This is a genomic window from Variovorax sp. OV329, assembly GCF_900114785.1.
Taxonomy (GTDB): domain Bacteria; phylum Pseudomonadota; class Gammaproteobacteria; order Burkholderiales; family Burkholderiaceae_C; genus Variovorax.
Genome location: NZ_FOUG01000016.1, coordinates 24054 through 37600, shown reverse-complemented (window position 1 = coordinate 37600; position 13547 = coordinate 24054). Strand labels below are relative to the sequence as shown.

Here is a 13547-nt window from a genome sequence, read left to right as displayed (position 1 = left end):
CTGCGAGACCGATGTATCGATACAGTAAACCGGTTCACTAAACCGATACACCAGATCGGCCCACATCGCCGCGAGGAGACAACGCATGACCGCCAACCTGACCCGCCGCCGCTTCGTCCAGTCCACCTCGGCCGCCGCGGCCACGCTCGCCGCGCCGGCGCTCTCGTGGGCGCAGAGCCCGGTGGCGCTGCGCTTCTCGTCCTCGATGACGGCGGACGACAACGCGGCGCACTATGTCTGGTACCAGCGCCTGCAGGCCAACCTGAAGGCCTCGGTGGGCGACGCGATCCGCCTCGACTACTTCCCCAACAACCAGCTGGGCAAGGAAAGCGACGTGGTGCAGCAGGTGAAGGTGGGTTCCATCGACATGATGGTGACCGGCTCGTCCATCTGGGCGACGGTGCTGCCCGAACTGGGCATGCTGGACCTGGGCTACCTCTTCGACAGCTACGCCCACGTGGCCCGCGCCATGGACGGCAAGGCCGGCGCCGCGCTGGACGACATGCTGCAAAAGCGCGCCGGCTGCACCGTGCTCACCTGGACCTCGCACTTCGGGCCGCGCAGCGTCTACACCAAGAACCAGGTGAAGTCGCTGGCCGACGTGAAAGGCGTGAAGCTGCGCGTGCTGCCCACGCCGGCCTTCATCGAGACCTTCAAGATCATGGGCGCCATCCCCACGCCCATTCCCTTCGGCGAGCTCTACATGGCGGCGCAGACCGGCGTGGTCGACGGCTTCGAGCACGACGCGGCCACGGTGCTGGCCAGCAAGCTCAACGAGGTGACCAAGTCCTGCTGGATGACCGAGCACCTGTTCAGTCCCATGGTGGTGGTGATCAGCAGGCGCAGCCAGGACAAGATTCCGGCCAGCCTTCGCCCCGCTTTCATGAAGGCGGTTGCCGAATCGACTGCGCAGCAGCGCGGCCTGGCGGGCGAGAAGGGCGCCGCCGCCATCGAGGAACTCAAGAAGAAGGGCATGACCTTCTTCCCCATGGCCCCGGCCGAGCGCGCCGCGGTGCGCAAGGAGATGGAAGCGAAGCTGTGGGCCGACTTCGCCAAGCAGTACCCGAGCACGGCGCCGCTCTTCGCCGACATCGCCGCCGCGCGGGGCTGAAGCGGTGAGCGTCGCCATCGACACGAAGGCACCGGCCTTGCCGGCCTGGGGCTCCAGGGCAGGCACGCAGTCGGGGCGCCTGCTGTCCCGCCTCACGCACTGGATCGAAGTGCTGTCCGCCGTGGTGCTGGCGGTGGATGTGCTGATGGTGTTCCTGTCGGTCATCTACCGCTACGCGCTGCACGACCCGGTGGACTGGGCCGAGGAGGTGGCACGCGCGCTGATGCTGGTGCTGGTGTTCTTTGGCGCGGCCTCGGTGCTGGCGCGCAGCCAGCACGTGGGTGTCGACCTGTTCCGCCACATGCTGCCGGCGCACTGGCAGCCGGCGCTGATCCAGGTCGGCCACTGGATCATCGCGGGCGTGTCGGCCAGCCTCTTCGTGTCCTCGGTGCTGCTGCTGGTGGACACCTGGGGCCAGACCACGCCGCTGGGCCTGCCGCAGTGGCTCTACGTCTTCCCGGTGGTCTTCGGCAGCGGCTTCATGACGATGTTCGCGGTGGCGCATGCGCTGGATGGGCCGGCTCGGCTGGTGTGGGCCACGCTGGTCGGTTCGCTCGTGCTGCTGGGCGTCGTGTACGGCTGGAACGCGTTCATGCCCGCGCACGCCGTGCCGCGCGGCTTGCTGCTGGCCCTCGGCTTCTTCGGCGCGCTGGCGCTGGGCGTGCCGATCGGCTTCGTGCTGGCCTTCGCCTCGCTGCTGTACTTCCTGGCCGACCCGTCGCTGCCGCTGCTCATCTACTCGCAGCAGGTGATGGCGGGCAGCGACCACTTCGTGCTGCTGGCCATTCCCTTCTTCGTGCTGGCCGGCCTGCTGATGGAGCAGAACGGCATGTCGGCGCGGCTCATCGAGCTGCTGCTGCGCATGTTCGGCCGCGTGCGCGGCGGGCTGGGGCTCATCACCATCACGGCCACCGCCTTCTTCTCGGGCGTGTCGGGCTCCAAGCTGGCGGACATCGCGGCGGTAGGCGGCATCGTGATGCCGGCGGTGCGGCGAACGAAGCAGGACCCGAACGAGGCCGCCGGCCTGCTGGCCTGCACCGCGGTCATGGCGGAGACCATTCCGCCGTGCATCAACATGATCATCATGGGCTTCGTGGCCAACATCTCGATTGCCGGGCTCTTCATGGCGGGGCTGGTGCCGGCGGCGGTGATGGCGCTGGCGCTGGCCACACTGGCCATTGCGGTGGGCGGGCGCATCAACCCGGACGACGCCTTCGAGCACCGCACGCCCATGCTCAAGCTGCTGGGCGGCGCGCTGGTGGCGATCATCATGGTGGCGATGATCGGCAAGGGCGTGACCTCGGGCGTGGCCACCTCCACCGAGGTCTCGGCCTTCGCCGTGATGTACGCGCTGGTGGCCGGCAGCGTGGTGTTCCGCGAACTGAGCCTGGCGGGGCTGGCGCGGCTGTTCATGAAGTCGGCGTCGATGGCGGGCAGCATCCTGTTCATCGTGGCGGCGGCCTCCAGCCTGTCCTTCGCGCTCACCATCGAGCAGATTCCGCAGCAGGTGTCGGCCAGCATCGTGAGCTTTGCGCACCAGTACGGCAGCATCAGCTTCATCGTGCTGTCGGTGGTGATGATGGTGGTGTTCGGCGCGGTGCTCGAAGGAGCGCCGGCGCTCATCATCTTCGGCCCGCTGCTCACGCCCATCGCGCAGCAGCTGGGCATCCACCCGCTGCACTTCGGCACGGTGATGGTCATTGCCATGGGCCTGGGGCTGTTCGCGCCGCCCATCGGCCTGGGCCTGTTCGCCACCTGCGCCATCACCGGCACGCAGGTGAAGGACGTGGCGCGGCCCATGGCCAAGTACCTGGCGGTGCTGGCGCTCGCGCTGCTCGTGCTGGTGCTGGTACCCTCGTTTTCGTTGTGGCTGCCGCTGCGGCTGGGCCTGTAGGACGAGATTGAACTGAAGAAGAGATGACGACGACCATCCAGGATGTGGCGCGACATGCGCAGGTGTCGGTGAGCACGGTATCGAACGTGCTCAACGGCCGCGTCGACCGCATGCGGCCCGACACGCTGGCGCGGGTGCGGGCCTCCATCGAGGCGCTGCAGTTCCGGCCCAGCAAGCTGGCGCAGCAGCTCAAGACCGGCCAGACGCCGCTGCTGGGCCTGCTGGTGCCATCGCTGACCAACCCCATGTACGGCCACATCGCGCGCGAGGTGGAGACGGCGGCGCAGCAGGAGCATGGCTTTCGGCTTCTCATCGGCAGCACCTACCGCGACCGCGAGAAGGAGAGCGCCTTCTTCGAGGACCTGGCGGCGCACGGCGTGCGTCGGGTCATCGTCATCTCCTCGCTGGCCGACGAGCGGCACTTCGAGCAGGCGGTGGAGCGCGGCATGGTGGTCATCAGCTACGACCGCGGCGCCACGCCCGGCAAGCGCTCGCGCGTGGGCCACGTGATGCCCGACAACTTCGAAGCGGCGCGCATGGCCACCGCCCACCTGATCGCCCGGGGCCATCGGCACCTGGCCTTCGCCACGGTGGCGGGCCTGACCATGAGCCGCAGCGCCAAGATCGACGGCTTCCATGCCGCGGCCGAGGCCGCGGGCCTGGCGAAGCAGGCGCAGGTGATCGATGGCGGCGCGCTCAACGAATACAGCGATGCGGTGATTGCCGAAGTCGGCCGCGCCATGGCCGCGCGCCTGGCGCGCATGAAGCAGCGGCCCACCGGCATCGTCGCGCTCAACGACCTCATGGCCATGGGCCTGATGGCGGGTCTGCGCGACGTGGGCGTGCGGGTGCCGCAGGACATCTCGATCGTGGGCATCGACGGGCTGTACCTGTCGGGGTTGAGCAACCCAGGCCTCAGCACGGTGGAGCTGCCGGTGCACGAGATGGCGCAGGCCATGGTGGCGCAGGCCATGGCCCGCACGGAGGAACAGGCGGCGCGCGAGCAGGTCTTCGCGCCGCGCCAGCTGGTCGAGCGCGAATCCGTCGCGGTGCCGCCGGGCGCGCCCGCACGCAGCACCCGGCCCAAGGCGGTCGAGGCGAAGAGCCGATGAAGGCGCGCGTCTTCGTCACGCACCCGGTCGACAAGCTGCAGAGCTATTTCGGCCAGCGCGCACTCGACGCCTTGCGCGAGGTCGCCGAGGTGCGGCTGAACCCGCTGGAGCGCGACCTGCCGACGGGCGCCCTGGTCACCGCCGCGGCCGATTGCGACGCGCTCATCGCCTACCGCCAGACGCCGGGGCCGGCCGAACTCTTCGAGGCGATGCCGCGGCTCAAGGCCTTCATCCGCTGCGCCATGGACATCCGCACCGTGGACGTGGCGGCGGCCAGCGCGCGCGGCGTGCTGGTAACGCAGGCCGGGCCGGGCTTCAACGCCGCGGTGGCCGAGTGGATCGTGGGTGCCATGGTCGACCTGGGACGCGGCACCAGCCGCTACGTGCAGGCCTACCAGCGCGGCACGCAGCCGGCGCCGGTGATGGGTCGCGAGCTGCGCGGGTCGACGCTGGGCATCGTGGGCTTCGGCGGCATCGGCGGCACGCTGGCGGCACTGGCCCGCGCGTTCGGCATGCAGCTGCTGGTGACCACGCTGCAGCGCATCGAAGCGCAGGAGGGCATGCGGCAGGTCGAGCTGCCCGAACTGCTGGCCGGCTCGGACTTCGTGGTGTGCCTGGCGCCGGCCAACGCGAGCACCGCTGGGCTCTTCGGCGCCGCGGCCTTCGCGGCCATGAAGCCGGGTGCTTTTTTAATCAATGCCTCGCGCGGCGAACTGGTCGACGAGGCCGCGCTGCTCGAGGCGCTGTACAGCGGCCGGCTCGCCGGCTGTGCCCTCGACGTGGGCATGGCGCCCGACCAGATGCCCAGCATGGCGCTGGCCCGCCACCCGCACGTCATCGCCACGCCGCACATCGGCGGCCTCACGCCGCCGGCGATCGAGTACCAGGCGCTGGAGACCGTGTCGCAACTCGCCGCCTTGCTGGAGGGGCGGATGCCGGTGGGCGCAGTGAATCCCGAACAGGCCACGCGCCTGAAAGAAGCCGGATGGGGACACCAATGATCGACAAGGCCTGCGACTGCCACGTGCACGTCTATTCGCCCGGCTTCGCCCTGGCGCCCACGGCCACCTTCCAGCCGCCGCCCGCGCCGGCCTCGGCCTACCGCGAGGTGCAGCGCAAGCTGGGCTTCTCGCGCGTGGTCGTCGTGCAGCCCACGGGCTACGGCTTCGACAACGCCTGCACGCTGGCGGCCATCGCCGAGCTGGGGGAGGGCGCGCGCGGCGTGGCCGTGGTGCCGCCCGAAGTCTCCGATTCGGAACTGGACCGGCTGCATGCCGGCGGCATTCGCGGCGTGCGCTTCATGATGCTGCCCGCCGGCGTGCTGCCCTGGTCCGCGCTGGAGCCGCTGGCGCAGCGCCTGGCGCCGCGCGGCTGGCACGCCGACATCCAGTTCGATGGTCGCGACTTCGCGCAGCACGAGGCGCGCCTGCTGGCCTTGCCCTGCCGCCTCGTCATCGACCACATCGGCAAGTTCCTCGCCCCGGTGACGCTCGACAGCGCGCCCTTCCAGTCGCTGTGCCGCGTGCTCGATGGCGGAAAGGCCTGGATCAAGCTGTCCGCGCCCTACGAGACCTCGCGCACCGGACCGCCGGCCTATGCTGACGTGGAGCCCATCGCGCGCGAACTGGCGCGGCGCTTTCCGCAGCGCTGCCTGTGGGCCAGCAACTGGCCGCATCCCAACGTGAAGCCGGTGCCCGACGAACAGGCGCTGCTGGACTGGTCGCTCGCGCTGATGGATGGCGATGAAGCGCGGGTGAAGGCGATGCTGGCGGACAACCCCGCCGGGCTGTACGGCTTTTAGCGGCTGAGGAAGGCGCTCAGCCTTCCTTCTCGTCGTCCACGCTGGCGCTCCAGCGATTGCCCCAGCCGCCCGAGGCCTCGTCCAGCTTGCGCCGCTCGCGCTTGGTCGGTCGGCCCTGCTCGATGGCCAGGGCCGGCTCGCTGCCCAGGCGGCGCTGCTCGCGCGCGGCCGCCTGCGCGGCCAGGCTTTCGGGCGTTTCCTCGTAGAGCAGCTGCGCCACCGGCGCCGGCCCGCGCAGGCCGCTCAGGCCCTTGACCAGCACCGTCCGCTCCACCGGGCCCTGCCGCAGGGTGACGCGGTCGCCCGGCTTGACCTCGCGCGAGGCCTTGGCGACCTCGCCGTTCACCTGGACGCGGTGCTTGCCGATCTCGTCCGCGGCCAGCGAACGGGTCTTGTAGAAGCGCGCGGCCCACAGCCACTTGTCGATGCGCAGTCTTTCCATCGTGGGGTCTATTGTTGTCCTTCGAGCGGCAGCCGTGCAGTGGCATCAAGGCCGCCAGCAGGGCGATTGTCCAGCGTCAGGCTGCCGCCGAGGGTGACCACGATCTCCTTGCAGATCGCCAGGCCCAGGCCGGAGCCCTTGGCCACGTCGCCCGCGGCGAAGGGCGCGAACAGGCGCTGGCGCAGCTCGTCGGAAATGCCCGGTCCGTCGTCGTGCACCACCAGCACCGCCATGCCGGCATGCGGCCGCAGCTCGATGGACAGCTGGCCGCCCTCGGGGCTGTGCTTGATCGCGTTGTGGATCAGGTTGCGCGAAAGCTCGGCCAGCATCCACTGGTGGGCATGCACCGGCGCAGGCTCGGTGTCGATGCCCACGTCCAGCGCCTTGTCGGCCATCAGCGGCGAAAGGTCGAGCACGATGCCGCGCACCACCTGGGCGAAGTCCAGCGTGGCCGACTCGGGTTGCTGGCGCAGCTGCTCCACCTTGGCCAGCGACAGCATCTGGTTGGCCAGCTGCGTGGCGCGGTCCACGGTGAGGTTGATTTCCTCCAGCGCCTGGCTGGCCGGCACGTCGCCGCGCCGGGCCGATTGCACCTGCGCCTTGAGCACTGCCAGCGGCGTGCGCAGCTGGTGGGCGCTGTCGCGCACGAAGCGCTTCTGGTGGTCCAGCAGGCCCTGCAGCCGGCGCATCACCGCGGTGGTGGCGTCGATGAGCGGGCGCAGCTCGCGCGGCGCATCCGGCGCGTCGATGGGGGAGAGGTCGTCCGCCGCCCGCGCCTCGATGGCCTCGCCCAGCGCGCGCACCGGCCGCGTGGCACGCTGCACCACCAGCACGGTGACGCCGGCCACCACGCCCATCAGCAGCAGCTGGCGCCACAGCATGTCGATGAGCAGCTTGCGCGCCAGCGTCTCGCGCAGCTCCAGCGTCTCGGCCACCTGCACCACCGCCATGCCCCGGCCCTGGGCGCTGGCGACGGGCTGCAGCAGCACGGCCACGCGCACCGGCTGCTCGCGGAAGCTGCCGTCGTAGAAATCCACCAGCGCGGCGTAGGGTGGCCGTGCCGGGATCTTCCCGCGCCAGGCCGGCAGCTCCTCGAAACCGGAGACCAGCACGCCGTCCTGCGTCGACACGCGGTAGTACATGCGGCTCTGGTTGTCGGCCTCGAAGGCCTCCAGCGCCGCGTAGGGCACGGTGGCGCGCAGCTGGGCCGCCTCGTCGTAGCCCCGCACGTCCAGCTGCTCGCCGATGGTCTTGGCCGAGGCCAGCAGGGTGCGGTCGTAGGCGGTGGTGGCGGCCACCAGGCTCTGGCGGTACAGGCTGATGCTGTTGATGACGATGAACAGCGCGATCGGCGCGAGGATGCCGATCAGCAGCGTGCGCCGCAGGCTCGCTTTGCCGGGCCTCGCGCCTTGGGCCACGCGCTCAGGCTTCTTCACGCAGAAGGTAGCCCAGGCCGCGCAAGGTCATGAGGGCCGCGCCGGTGCCGGCCAGCTTCTTGCGCAGGCGGTAGACCACCACCTCCACCGCCTCGTACTGCACGTCGGTCTCGCCCGGGAACACCAGCTCGAACAGGCGCTCCTTGGTCACGGCGTGGCCGGGCTTGACCATCAGCGCCTTGAGCAGCGCCGCCTCGCGCGGCGTCAGGTCCATGACCTCTCCGCGGTGGTAGATGGCGCCGCTGGCCGGCTCCTCGCGCAGGCCGCCGACCTCGGGCAGGCGGGCCGCCTCGGTCTCGGACTCGCTCTTCTGGTGGCGCCGGCGCAGGGCGCGGATGCGCGCCTCCAGCTCGTCCAGGTCGAAGGGCTTGGGCAGGTAGTCGTCGGCGCCGGCGTTCAGGCCCACGATGCGGTCGCCCACGGTGCCGCGGGCGGTCAGTAGCAGCACGGGCGTGGTCAGCCCCGCGGCGCGCGCCTGCGCCAGCACCTGCAGGCCGTCCAGATGCGGCAGGTTCAGGTCGAGAGCCACCACGTCGGGCTGCAGGGCCCGCCACTGCGCCAGCGCCTGCGCGCCGTCGCCGCAGACACGCACGTCGATCATGCGGCGGCCCAGGGTGCGTTGCAGGGTGGTCTGCATGGTCGGATCGTCCTCGACGAGCAGAAGCTTCATGGCGGCGTTCGGTGTTTTCCCCAGTTCGCCGGACAGCCAATTGACAGCCGGGGGGCGCATGATAGGCCGTCATTGGCATCGAAGGCCAAATGAAAGCTTGTTCAAGAACCGAGGAGACTGCATGCGTCGCGATACCTTCCTGAAGTCCCTGGCCGCACTGGCCGCCACGGGCGCGCTCCCGATGTCGGCCTGGGCCGCCGCCAACATCAAGATGATGATTCCCGCCAACCCGGGCGGCGGCTGGGACACCACCGGCCGCGCCCTGGGCAAGGCCCTGATGGATGGCAAGCTGGCCGACACCGTCACCTACGACAACAAGGGCGGCGCCGCCGGTGCGCTGGGCCTGGCCCAGTTCGTGAACGGCTCCAAGGGCGACCCGAACGCACTCATGGTGATGGGCGCCGTCATGCTGGGCGGCATCATCACCGGCAAGCCACCGGTGAGCCTGTCGCAGGCCACGCCGCTGGCGCGCCTGACCAGCGAATACAACGTGTTCGTGCTGCCCGCCAACTCGCCCTTCAAGTCGATGAAGGACGTGGTCGAGCAGCTCAAGAAGGACCCGGGCAGCGTCAAGTGGGGCGGCGGCTCGCGCGGCTCCACCGAGCACATCGCCGCGGCCATGATCGCCCGCGAAGTCGGCGCGGACCCGGCCAAGATCAACTACGTGGCCTTCCGCGGAGGCGGCGAGGCCACCGCGGCCATCCTGGGCGGCAACGTCACGGTGGGTGGCAGCGGCTACAGCGAGTTCGCCGAGTACATCAGCGCCGGCAAGATGAAGGCCATCGCCGTCACCTCGGCCCAGCGCCTGCCGGGCATCAACGTGCCCACGCTGAAGGAGCAGGGCATCAACGTCGAGATCGGCAACTGGCGCGGCGTGTACGGCGCGCCCGGCATCACGGCCGAGCAGCGCAAGACGCTCACCGACCTGGTGCTGGCCGCCATCAAGACGCCTTCGTGGGCCGAAGCCATGAAGAAGAACGACTGGACGCCTGCCGTCCTGTCCGGCGATGCCTTCGCGAAGTTCGTCGACGACGAGTTCGCCAGCCTGCGGGCCACCATGACCAAGTCCGGGATGGTCTGAACCCGGGGCGCTTCGCACCAGGGCACGTCCTTTCCGGCGTGCCCTTTTTTCATCGCCGGCCCCGTGGGCCGGCCGGTCTACCGGAGAGGAGTCAAGAACAATGTCCTACAACAGCGAATTCGCATCCCTCGAGCCGCCCACGCCGCCCGCGTCCGCCTTGCCGCAGACGCTGGTCGGGCTGGGCGTGCTGCTCACCGGCCTGGCCCTCGCGTGGGGCGCCATCGGCATTTCCTCCGAGGCCGGCTACGGCGGCGTCGGCCCCAACTTCCTGCCCTGGCTGGTGTCGGTGGCGCTGACGATCTGCGGCGCCTGGATCCTCTGGGAAGCCCGCACCGGGGGCTTCCGCGAACTGGAAGCGCCCTCGGGCGACAAGGCCTACTGGCCCGGTTTCGTGTGGGTCTCGGCGGGCCTGCTACTGAACGCCGCGCTCATCACCACGCTGGGCTTCATCCTGAGCTGCACGCTGTGCTACCTGCTGGCGGTGCAGGGCCTGCGCCGCGCCAGCGGGCAGGCGGCGGCCAGCCGGCCACGCACCTGGCTCGTCGACATCTTCACCGGCCTGGTCATCTCGGCGCCGGTGTTCTGGATGTTCACCAAGTTCCTGGCGATCAACCTGCCGGGCCTCACCAACACCGGCTGGCTCTGACCCGACAGACACCATGGAAATCCTCAACGCACTCCTGCACGGCTTCTCGCTGGCGATCACGCCGGCCAACCTGGTGTGGTGCCTGGTCGGCTGTGCCCTGGGCACCGCGGTCGGCGTGCTGCCGGGCATCGGCCCGGCGGTGGCCGTGGCCATGCTGCTGCCCATCACCGCCAAGGTGGACGTCACCGCCTCGATGATCTTCTTCGCGGGCATCTACTACGGCGCCATGTACGGCGGCTCGACCACCTCCATCCTGCTCAACACGCCGGGAGAAACGGCCAGCATGGTGACGGCCATGGAGGGGAACAAGATGGCCAAGAGCGGCCGCGCCGGGGCGGCGCTGGCCACCGCGGCCATCGGCTCCTTCTTCGCCGGCACCATCGCCACGGTGATCGTCACGCTGTTCGCGCCCTACGTGGCCGACTTCGCCGTCAAGCTCGGCCCGCCCGAGTATTTCCTGCTGATGATGCTGGCCTTCACCACCGTGAGCGCGGTGCTGGGCAAGAGCACGCTGCGCGGCATGACGGCGCTGTTCATCGGCCTGGCCATGGGCTGCGTGGGCCTGGACCAGATCTCCGGCCAGGGCCGCTACACCGGCGGCGTTCCCGAACTGCTGGACGGCATCGAGATCGTGCTGGTGGCCGTGGGCCTGTTCGCGGTGGCCGAGGTGCTGTACGCGGTGCTCTTCGAAGGCCGCGTGGTGGAGAGCGAGAACAAGCTCAGCCGCGTGCACATGACCAAGCGCGACTGGCGCCGCTCCGTGCCGGCCTGGCTGCGCGGCACCGCCATCGGCGTGCCATTCGGCTGCATCCCCGCGGGCGGCACCGAGATCCCGACCTTCCTGAGCTACGCCGCTGAGAAGAAGCTGGTGAAGGACCCGCAGGACAGGGCCGAGTTCGGCACCAAGGGCGCCATCGAAGGCGTGGCCGGCCCCGAGGCGGCGAACAACGCAACGGTGACGGCGGCGCTCATCCCGCTGCTCACGCTGGGCATTCCCACCTCCAACACCACGGCCATCCTGCTGGGTGCCTTCCAGAACTACGGCATCCAGCCGGGGCCGCAGCTTTTCACAACCTCGGCCGCGCTGGTGTGGGCGCTGATCGCCTCGCTGTACATCGGCAACGTGATGCTGCTGGTGCTGAACCTGCCGATGGTGGGCCTGTGGGTCAAGCTCTTGAAGATCCCCAAGCCGCAGCTGTACGCCGGCATCCTGATCTTCGCCACGGTGGGTGCCTACGGCATGCGCCAGAGCTCCTTCGACCTGTTCCTGCTCTATGGCATCGGCGTGCTGGGCGTGCTGATGCGCCGCTTCGACTTCCCGACCGCACCGGTCGTGGTCGGCATGATCCTGGGCCCCCTGGCCGAGGCGCAACTGCGCAATGCGGTGTCGATCGGTGAGGGCAGTGCGGCGGTGTTCGTGCAGCGGCCGATGTCGATCGTGCTGATCGTGATCATCGTCGCCGTGCTGGTGCTCCCGCGCCTGGCCAAGCGCATGGCGCAGCGCAAGGCGTTGCACGCGGCCTGAGGGCCGCTGCCAAGACGACCCCCGGTCAGGGGCGCTGCTGCGGCAGTTGCTGCTGGTCGGCGGGTAGCACGATGGTGGCCCGCCCGTCGGGCGAGGTCACGTCGTTCGAGCCGCTGTTGGGCGGCGGCAAACCGGCCGGCCCGATGATGGTGGCCCGGCCGTCTTCCGAGGTGGTAGCCTGGTTGCGCGGCGTGCCGCCCAGCGACTGGTCCAGCATGCGGCCGGCGTCGCGCACGCAGGCATTGCGTTGCGGGTCGGGCAGCTTGCCGCTGTTGCATTCGGCGATCTGGCGCTCGTAGCGCTGCTGGGGCGTGAGCTGGGCCGCAGCGCCCAGGCTCAGGGCCGCCAGGACGGTGCCGATCGCAAGGGGCCGGATGCGCAGGTTCGTCATCGCGGCATTCTGCTGCGAAGCCCTGCGCTTGTCGCGCAGGACTTTCACCGCAGGCGCTGTGGGCCGCGGCCGCCTGGATCAGGCGTGGCCCGCGGCGGGCCGGGGCGAGAAGCGCTGGCGCGCCGGGCGCGCGTAGCGGCTCATGGCCAGGCCCTCGATGCTGATCTCCGGATGCTGGCCTGTCATCAAGTCGGCCACCAGCTTGCCGGAGCCGCAGGCCATGGTCCAGCCGAGCGTGCCATGGCCGGTGTTGAGGAACAGGTTCGAGTAGGGCGTGGCGCCGACGATGGGCGTGCCGTCCGGCGTCATGGGGCGCAGGCCGGTCCAGAAGCTGGCGCGCTTCACGTCGCCGCCGGGGAAGAGGTCCTGCACCACCATCTCCAGCGTCTCGCGGCGGCGCGGGTCCAGGCGCTTGTCGAAGCCGGCCAGCTCGGCCATGCCGCCCACGCGGATGCGGTCCTCAAAGCGGGTGACGGCGATCTTGTAGGTCTCGTCGAGCACGGTGGAGCGGGGCGCCATCTCGGCGTCGACCAGCGGCACGGTGAGCGAGTAGCCCTTGACCGGGTACACCGGGATGTCGATGCCCAGTTGCGACACGGCCTGGCGCGAGTAGCTGCCGAAGGCCAGCACGTAGCGGTCGGCCTTGAGCACCTCGCCGTTGGCCAGGCGCACGCCGTTGATGCGGTCGCCTTCGTAGAGCAGTTCCTGCACCGTGTCGCCGAAGCGGAAGGTGACGCCCAGCTCGCTGGCCAGATGGGCCAGGGACAGGGTGAACAGGTGGCAGTCGCCGGTCTCGTCCTTGGGCAGGCGCAGCCCGCCGGCCAGCCGGTCGCGCGCCTTGGCCAGGGCCGGCTCGACCGTGCACAGTTGCTCGGGCGTGAGGAGTTCGTAGGGCACGCCGCATTCCTCCAGCACCGCGATGTCGCGCTGGGCCGCCTCGACCTGCGCGGCGGTGCGGAACAGCTGCAGGGTGCCGCCGGTGCGCTCCTCGTAGGCGACGCCGGTGTCGGCCCGCAGCTGCTGCAGGCAGCGGCGGCTGTACTCGGCCACGCGCATCATGCGTTCCTTGTTGACGGCGTAGCGCTCGGGCGAGCAGTTGCGCAGCATCTGCGCCATCCACTTGAGCTGGAACAGGCTGCCGTCAGGGCGGATGGCCAGCGGTGCGTGCTTGGGGTGCAGCATCCATTTCAGGGCCTTCATCGGAATGCCGGGCGCGGCCCAGGGCGTGGAATAGCCGGGCGAGACCTGGCCGGCGTTGCCGAAGCTGGTCTCTTGCGCCACGCCGTCCTGGCGGTCGAGCAGGGTCACCTCGGCGCCGGCGCGCGCCAGGTAGTAGGCCGTCGTGGTGCCGATGACGCCGCCGCCAAGAACAAGAACCTTCATTTCCGGTGCTCCGCTGATCTGCTGGTGTATTCGTGAACTTTAGGGTTTCACGAGC

General features: G+C 69.9%; 13 protein-coding genes. 8 read left to right on the top strand and 5 right to left on the bottom strand.

Annotation, left to right across the window (positions count from 1 at the left end; translation table 11 throughout):
* Nucleotides 1-85 precede the first annotated feature (85 nt).
* The 5 genes from BM345_RS22485 to BM345_RS22465 are packed head-to-tail and all read left to right on the top strand — an operon-like array spanning nucleotide 86 to nucleotide 5918.
* Nucleotides 86-1111: a TRAP transporter substrate-binding protein gene (locus BM345_RS22485; protein ID WP_093383932.1), complete on the top strand. Its 1026-nt coding sequence runs from the start codon at nucleotides 86-88 to the stop codon at nucleotides 1109-1111.
* 16 nt (nucleotides 1112-1127) lie between these two features.
* Nucleotides 1128-3005: a TRAP transporter large permease gene (locus tag BM345_RS22480; protein WP_254789928.1), complete on the top strand. Its 1878-nt coding sequence runs from the start codon at nucleotides 1128-1130 to the stop codon at nucleotides 3003-3005.
* Between the two features lie 23 nt (nucleotides 3006-3028).
* Nucleotides 3029-4117, top strand: coding sequence for a LacI family DNA-binding transcriptional regulator (locus BM345_RS22475; protein WP_093383930.1), 1089 nt, complete (start codon nucleotides 3029-3031; stop codon nucleotides 4115-4117).
* Nucleotides 4114-5118, top strand: a complete 1005-nt coding sequence (locus BM345_RS22470; protein WP_093383928.1) for an NAD(P)-dependent oxidoreductase — start codon at nucleotides 4114-4116, stop codon at nucleotides 5116-5118. The genes BM345_RS22475 and BM345_RS22470 overlap by 4 nt, the downstream gene beginning before the upstream one ends.
* Complete coding sequence (locus tag BM345_RS22465; protein WP_093383926.1) at nucleotides 5103-5918, top strand: amidohydrolase family protein; 816 nt, start codon at nucleotides 5103-5105, stop codon at nucleotides 5916-5918. The genes BM345_RS22470 and BM345_RS22465 overlap by 16 nt, the downstream gene beginning before the upstream one ends.
* A 16-nt stretch (nucleotides 5919-5934) precedes the next feature.
* Here the strand turns inward: BM345_RS22465 and BM345_RS22460 are convergent, their stop codons facing one another.
* From BM345_RS22460 to BM345_RS22450, 3 genes are read right to left on the bottom strand one after another with little or no spacing between them, the layout of a single operon-like run.
* Nucleotides 5935-6360, bottom strand: coding sequence for an RNA-binding S4 domain-containing protein (locus BM345_RS22460; protein WP_093383923.1), 426 nt, complete (start codon nucleotides 6358-6360; stop codon nucleotides 5935-5937).
* 8 nt (nucleotides 6361-6368) lie between these two features.
* Entirely contained in the window at nucleotides 6369-7778 is a 1410-nt protein-coding gene (locus BM345_RS22455; RefSeq protein WP_093383921.1) for a sensor histidine kinase, read from the bottom strand.
* A gap of 4 nt (nucleotides 7779-7782) precedes the next feature.
* The gene (locus BM345_RS22450; protein WP_093383918.1) at nucleotides 7783-8466 is read right to left on the bottom strand and encodes a response regulator transcription factor; all 684 of its coding nucleotides are present in this window, start codon (nucleotides 8464-8466) and stop codon (nucleotides 7783-7785) included.
* 121 nt (nucleotides 8467-8587) lie between these two features.
* On the opposite strand from BM345_RS22450, the gene BM345_RS22445 reads away from it, so the two are divergent.
* From BM345_RS22445 to BM345_RS22435, 3 genes are all read left to right on the top strand, one after another.
* Nucleotides 8588-9547, top strand: coding sequence for a Bug family tripartite tricarboxylate transporter substrate binding protein (locus tag BM345_RS22445; protein WP_093383916.1), 960 nt, complete (start codon nucleotides 8588-8590; stop codon nucleotides 9545-9547).
* A 100-nt stretch (nucleotides 9548-9647) separates the two neighbouring features.
* Nucleotides 9648-10193, top strand: coding sequence for a tripartite tricarboxylate transporter TctB family protein (locus BM345_RS22440; protein WP_093383913.1), 546 nt, complete (start codon nucleotides 9648-9650; stop codon nucleotides 10191-10193).
* A 13-nt stretch (nucleotides 10194-10206) separates the two neighbouring features.
* The gene (locus BM345_RS22435; RefSeq protein ID WP_093383910.1) at nucleotides 10207-11718 is read left to right on the top strand and encodes a tripartite tricarboxylate transporter permease; all 1512 of its coding nucleotides are present in this window, start codon (nucleotides 10207-10209) and stop codon (nucleotides 11716-11718) included.
* A 25-nt stretch (nucleotides 11719-11743) separates the two neighbouring features.
* Here the strand turns inward: BM345_RS22435 and BM345_RS22430 are convergent, their stop codons facing one another.
* Nucleotides 11744-12109: a hypothetical protein gene (locus BM345_RS22430; protein ID WP_139237592.1), complete on the bottom strand. Its 366-nt coding sequence runs from the start codon at nucleotides 12107-12109 to the stop codon at nucleotides 11744-11746.
* 78 nt (nucleotides 12110-12187) lie between these two features.
* Nucleotides 12188-13510: a D-amino acid dehydrogenase gene (locus BM345_RS22425; protein WP_302847593.1), complete on the bottom strand. Its 1323-nt coding sequence runs from the start codon at nucleotides 13508-13510 to the stop codon at nucleotides 12188-12190.
* Nucleotides 13511-13547 lie beyond the last annotated feature (37 nt).

Coding starts and splice junctions, on each gene's coding strand:
- BM345_RS22435 (WP_093383910.1), top strand. CDS start 10,207: ATGGAAATCCTCAACGCACTCCTGCACGGCTTCTCGCTGGCGATCACG.
- BM345_RS22450 (WP_093383918.1), bottom strand. CDS start 8,466: ATGAAGCTTCTGCTCGTCGAGGACGATCCGACCATGCAGACCACCCTG.
- BM345_RS22485 (WP_093383932.1), top strand. CDS start 86: ATGACCGCCAACCTGACCCGCCGCCGCTTCGTCCAGTCCACCTCGGCC.
- BM345_RS22430 (WP_139237592.1), bottom strand. CDS start 12,109: ATGACGAACCTGCGCATCCGGCCCCTTGCGATCGGCACCGTCCTGGCG.
- BM345_RS22445 (WP_093383916.1), top strand. CDS start 8,588: ATGCGTCGCGATACCTTCCTGAAGTCCCTGGCCGCACTGGCCGCCACG.
- BM345_RS22475 (WP_093383930.1), top strand. CDS start 3,029: ATGACGACGACCATCCAGGATGTGGCGCGACATGCGCAGGTGTCGGTG.
- BM345_RS22465 (WP_093383926.1), top strand. CDS start 5,103: ATGGGGACACCAATGATCGACAAGGCCTGCGACTGCCACGTGCACGTC.
- BM345_RS22460 (WP_093383923.1), bottom strand. CDS start 6,360: ATGGAAAGACTGCGCATCGACAAGTGGCTGTGGGCCGCGCGCTTCTAC.
- BM345_RS22440 (WP_093383913.1), top strand. CDS start 9,648: ATGTCCTACAACAGCGAATTCGCATCCCTCGAGCCGCCCACGCCGCCC.
- BM345_RS22470 (WP_093383928.1), top strand. CDS start 4,114: ATGAAGGCGCGCGTCTTCGTCACGCACCCGGTCGACAAGCTGCAGAGC.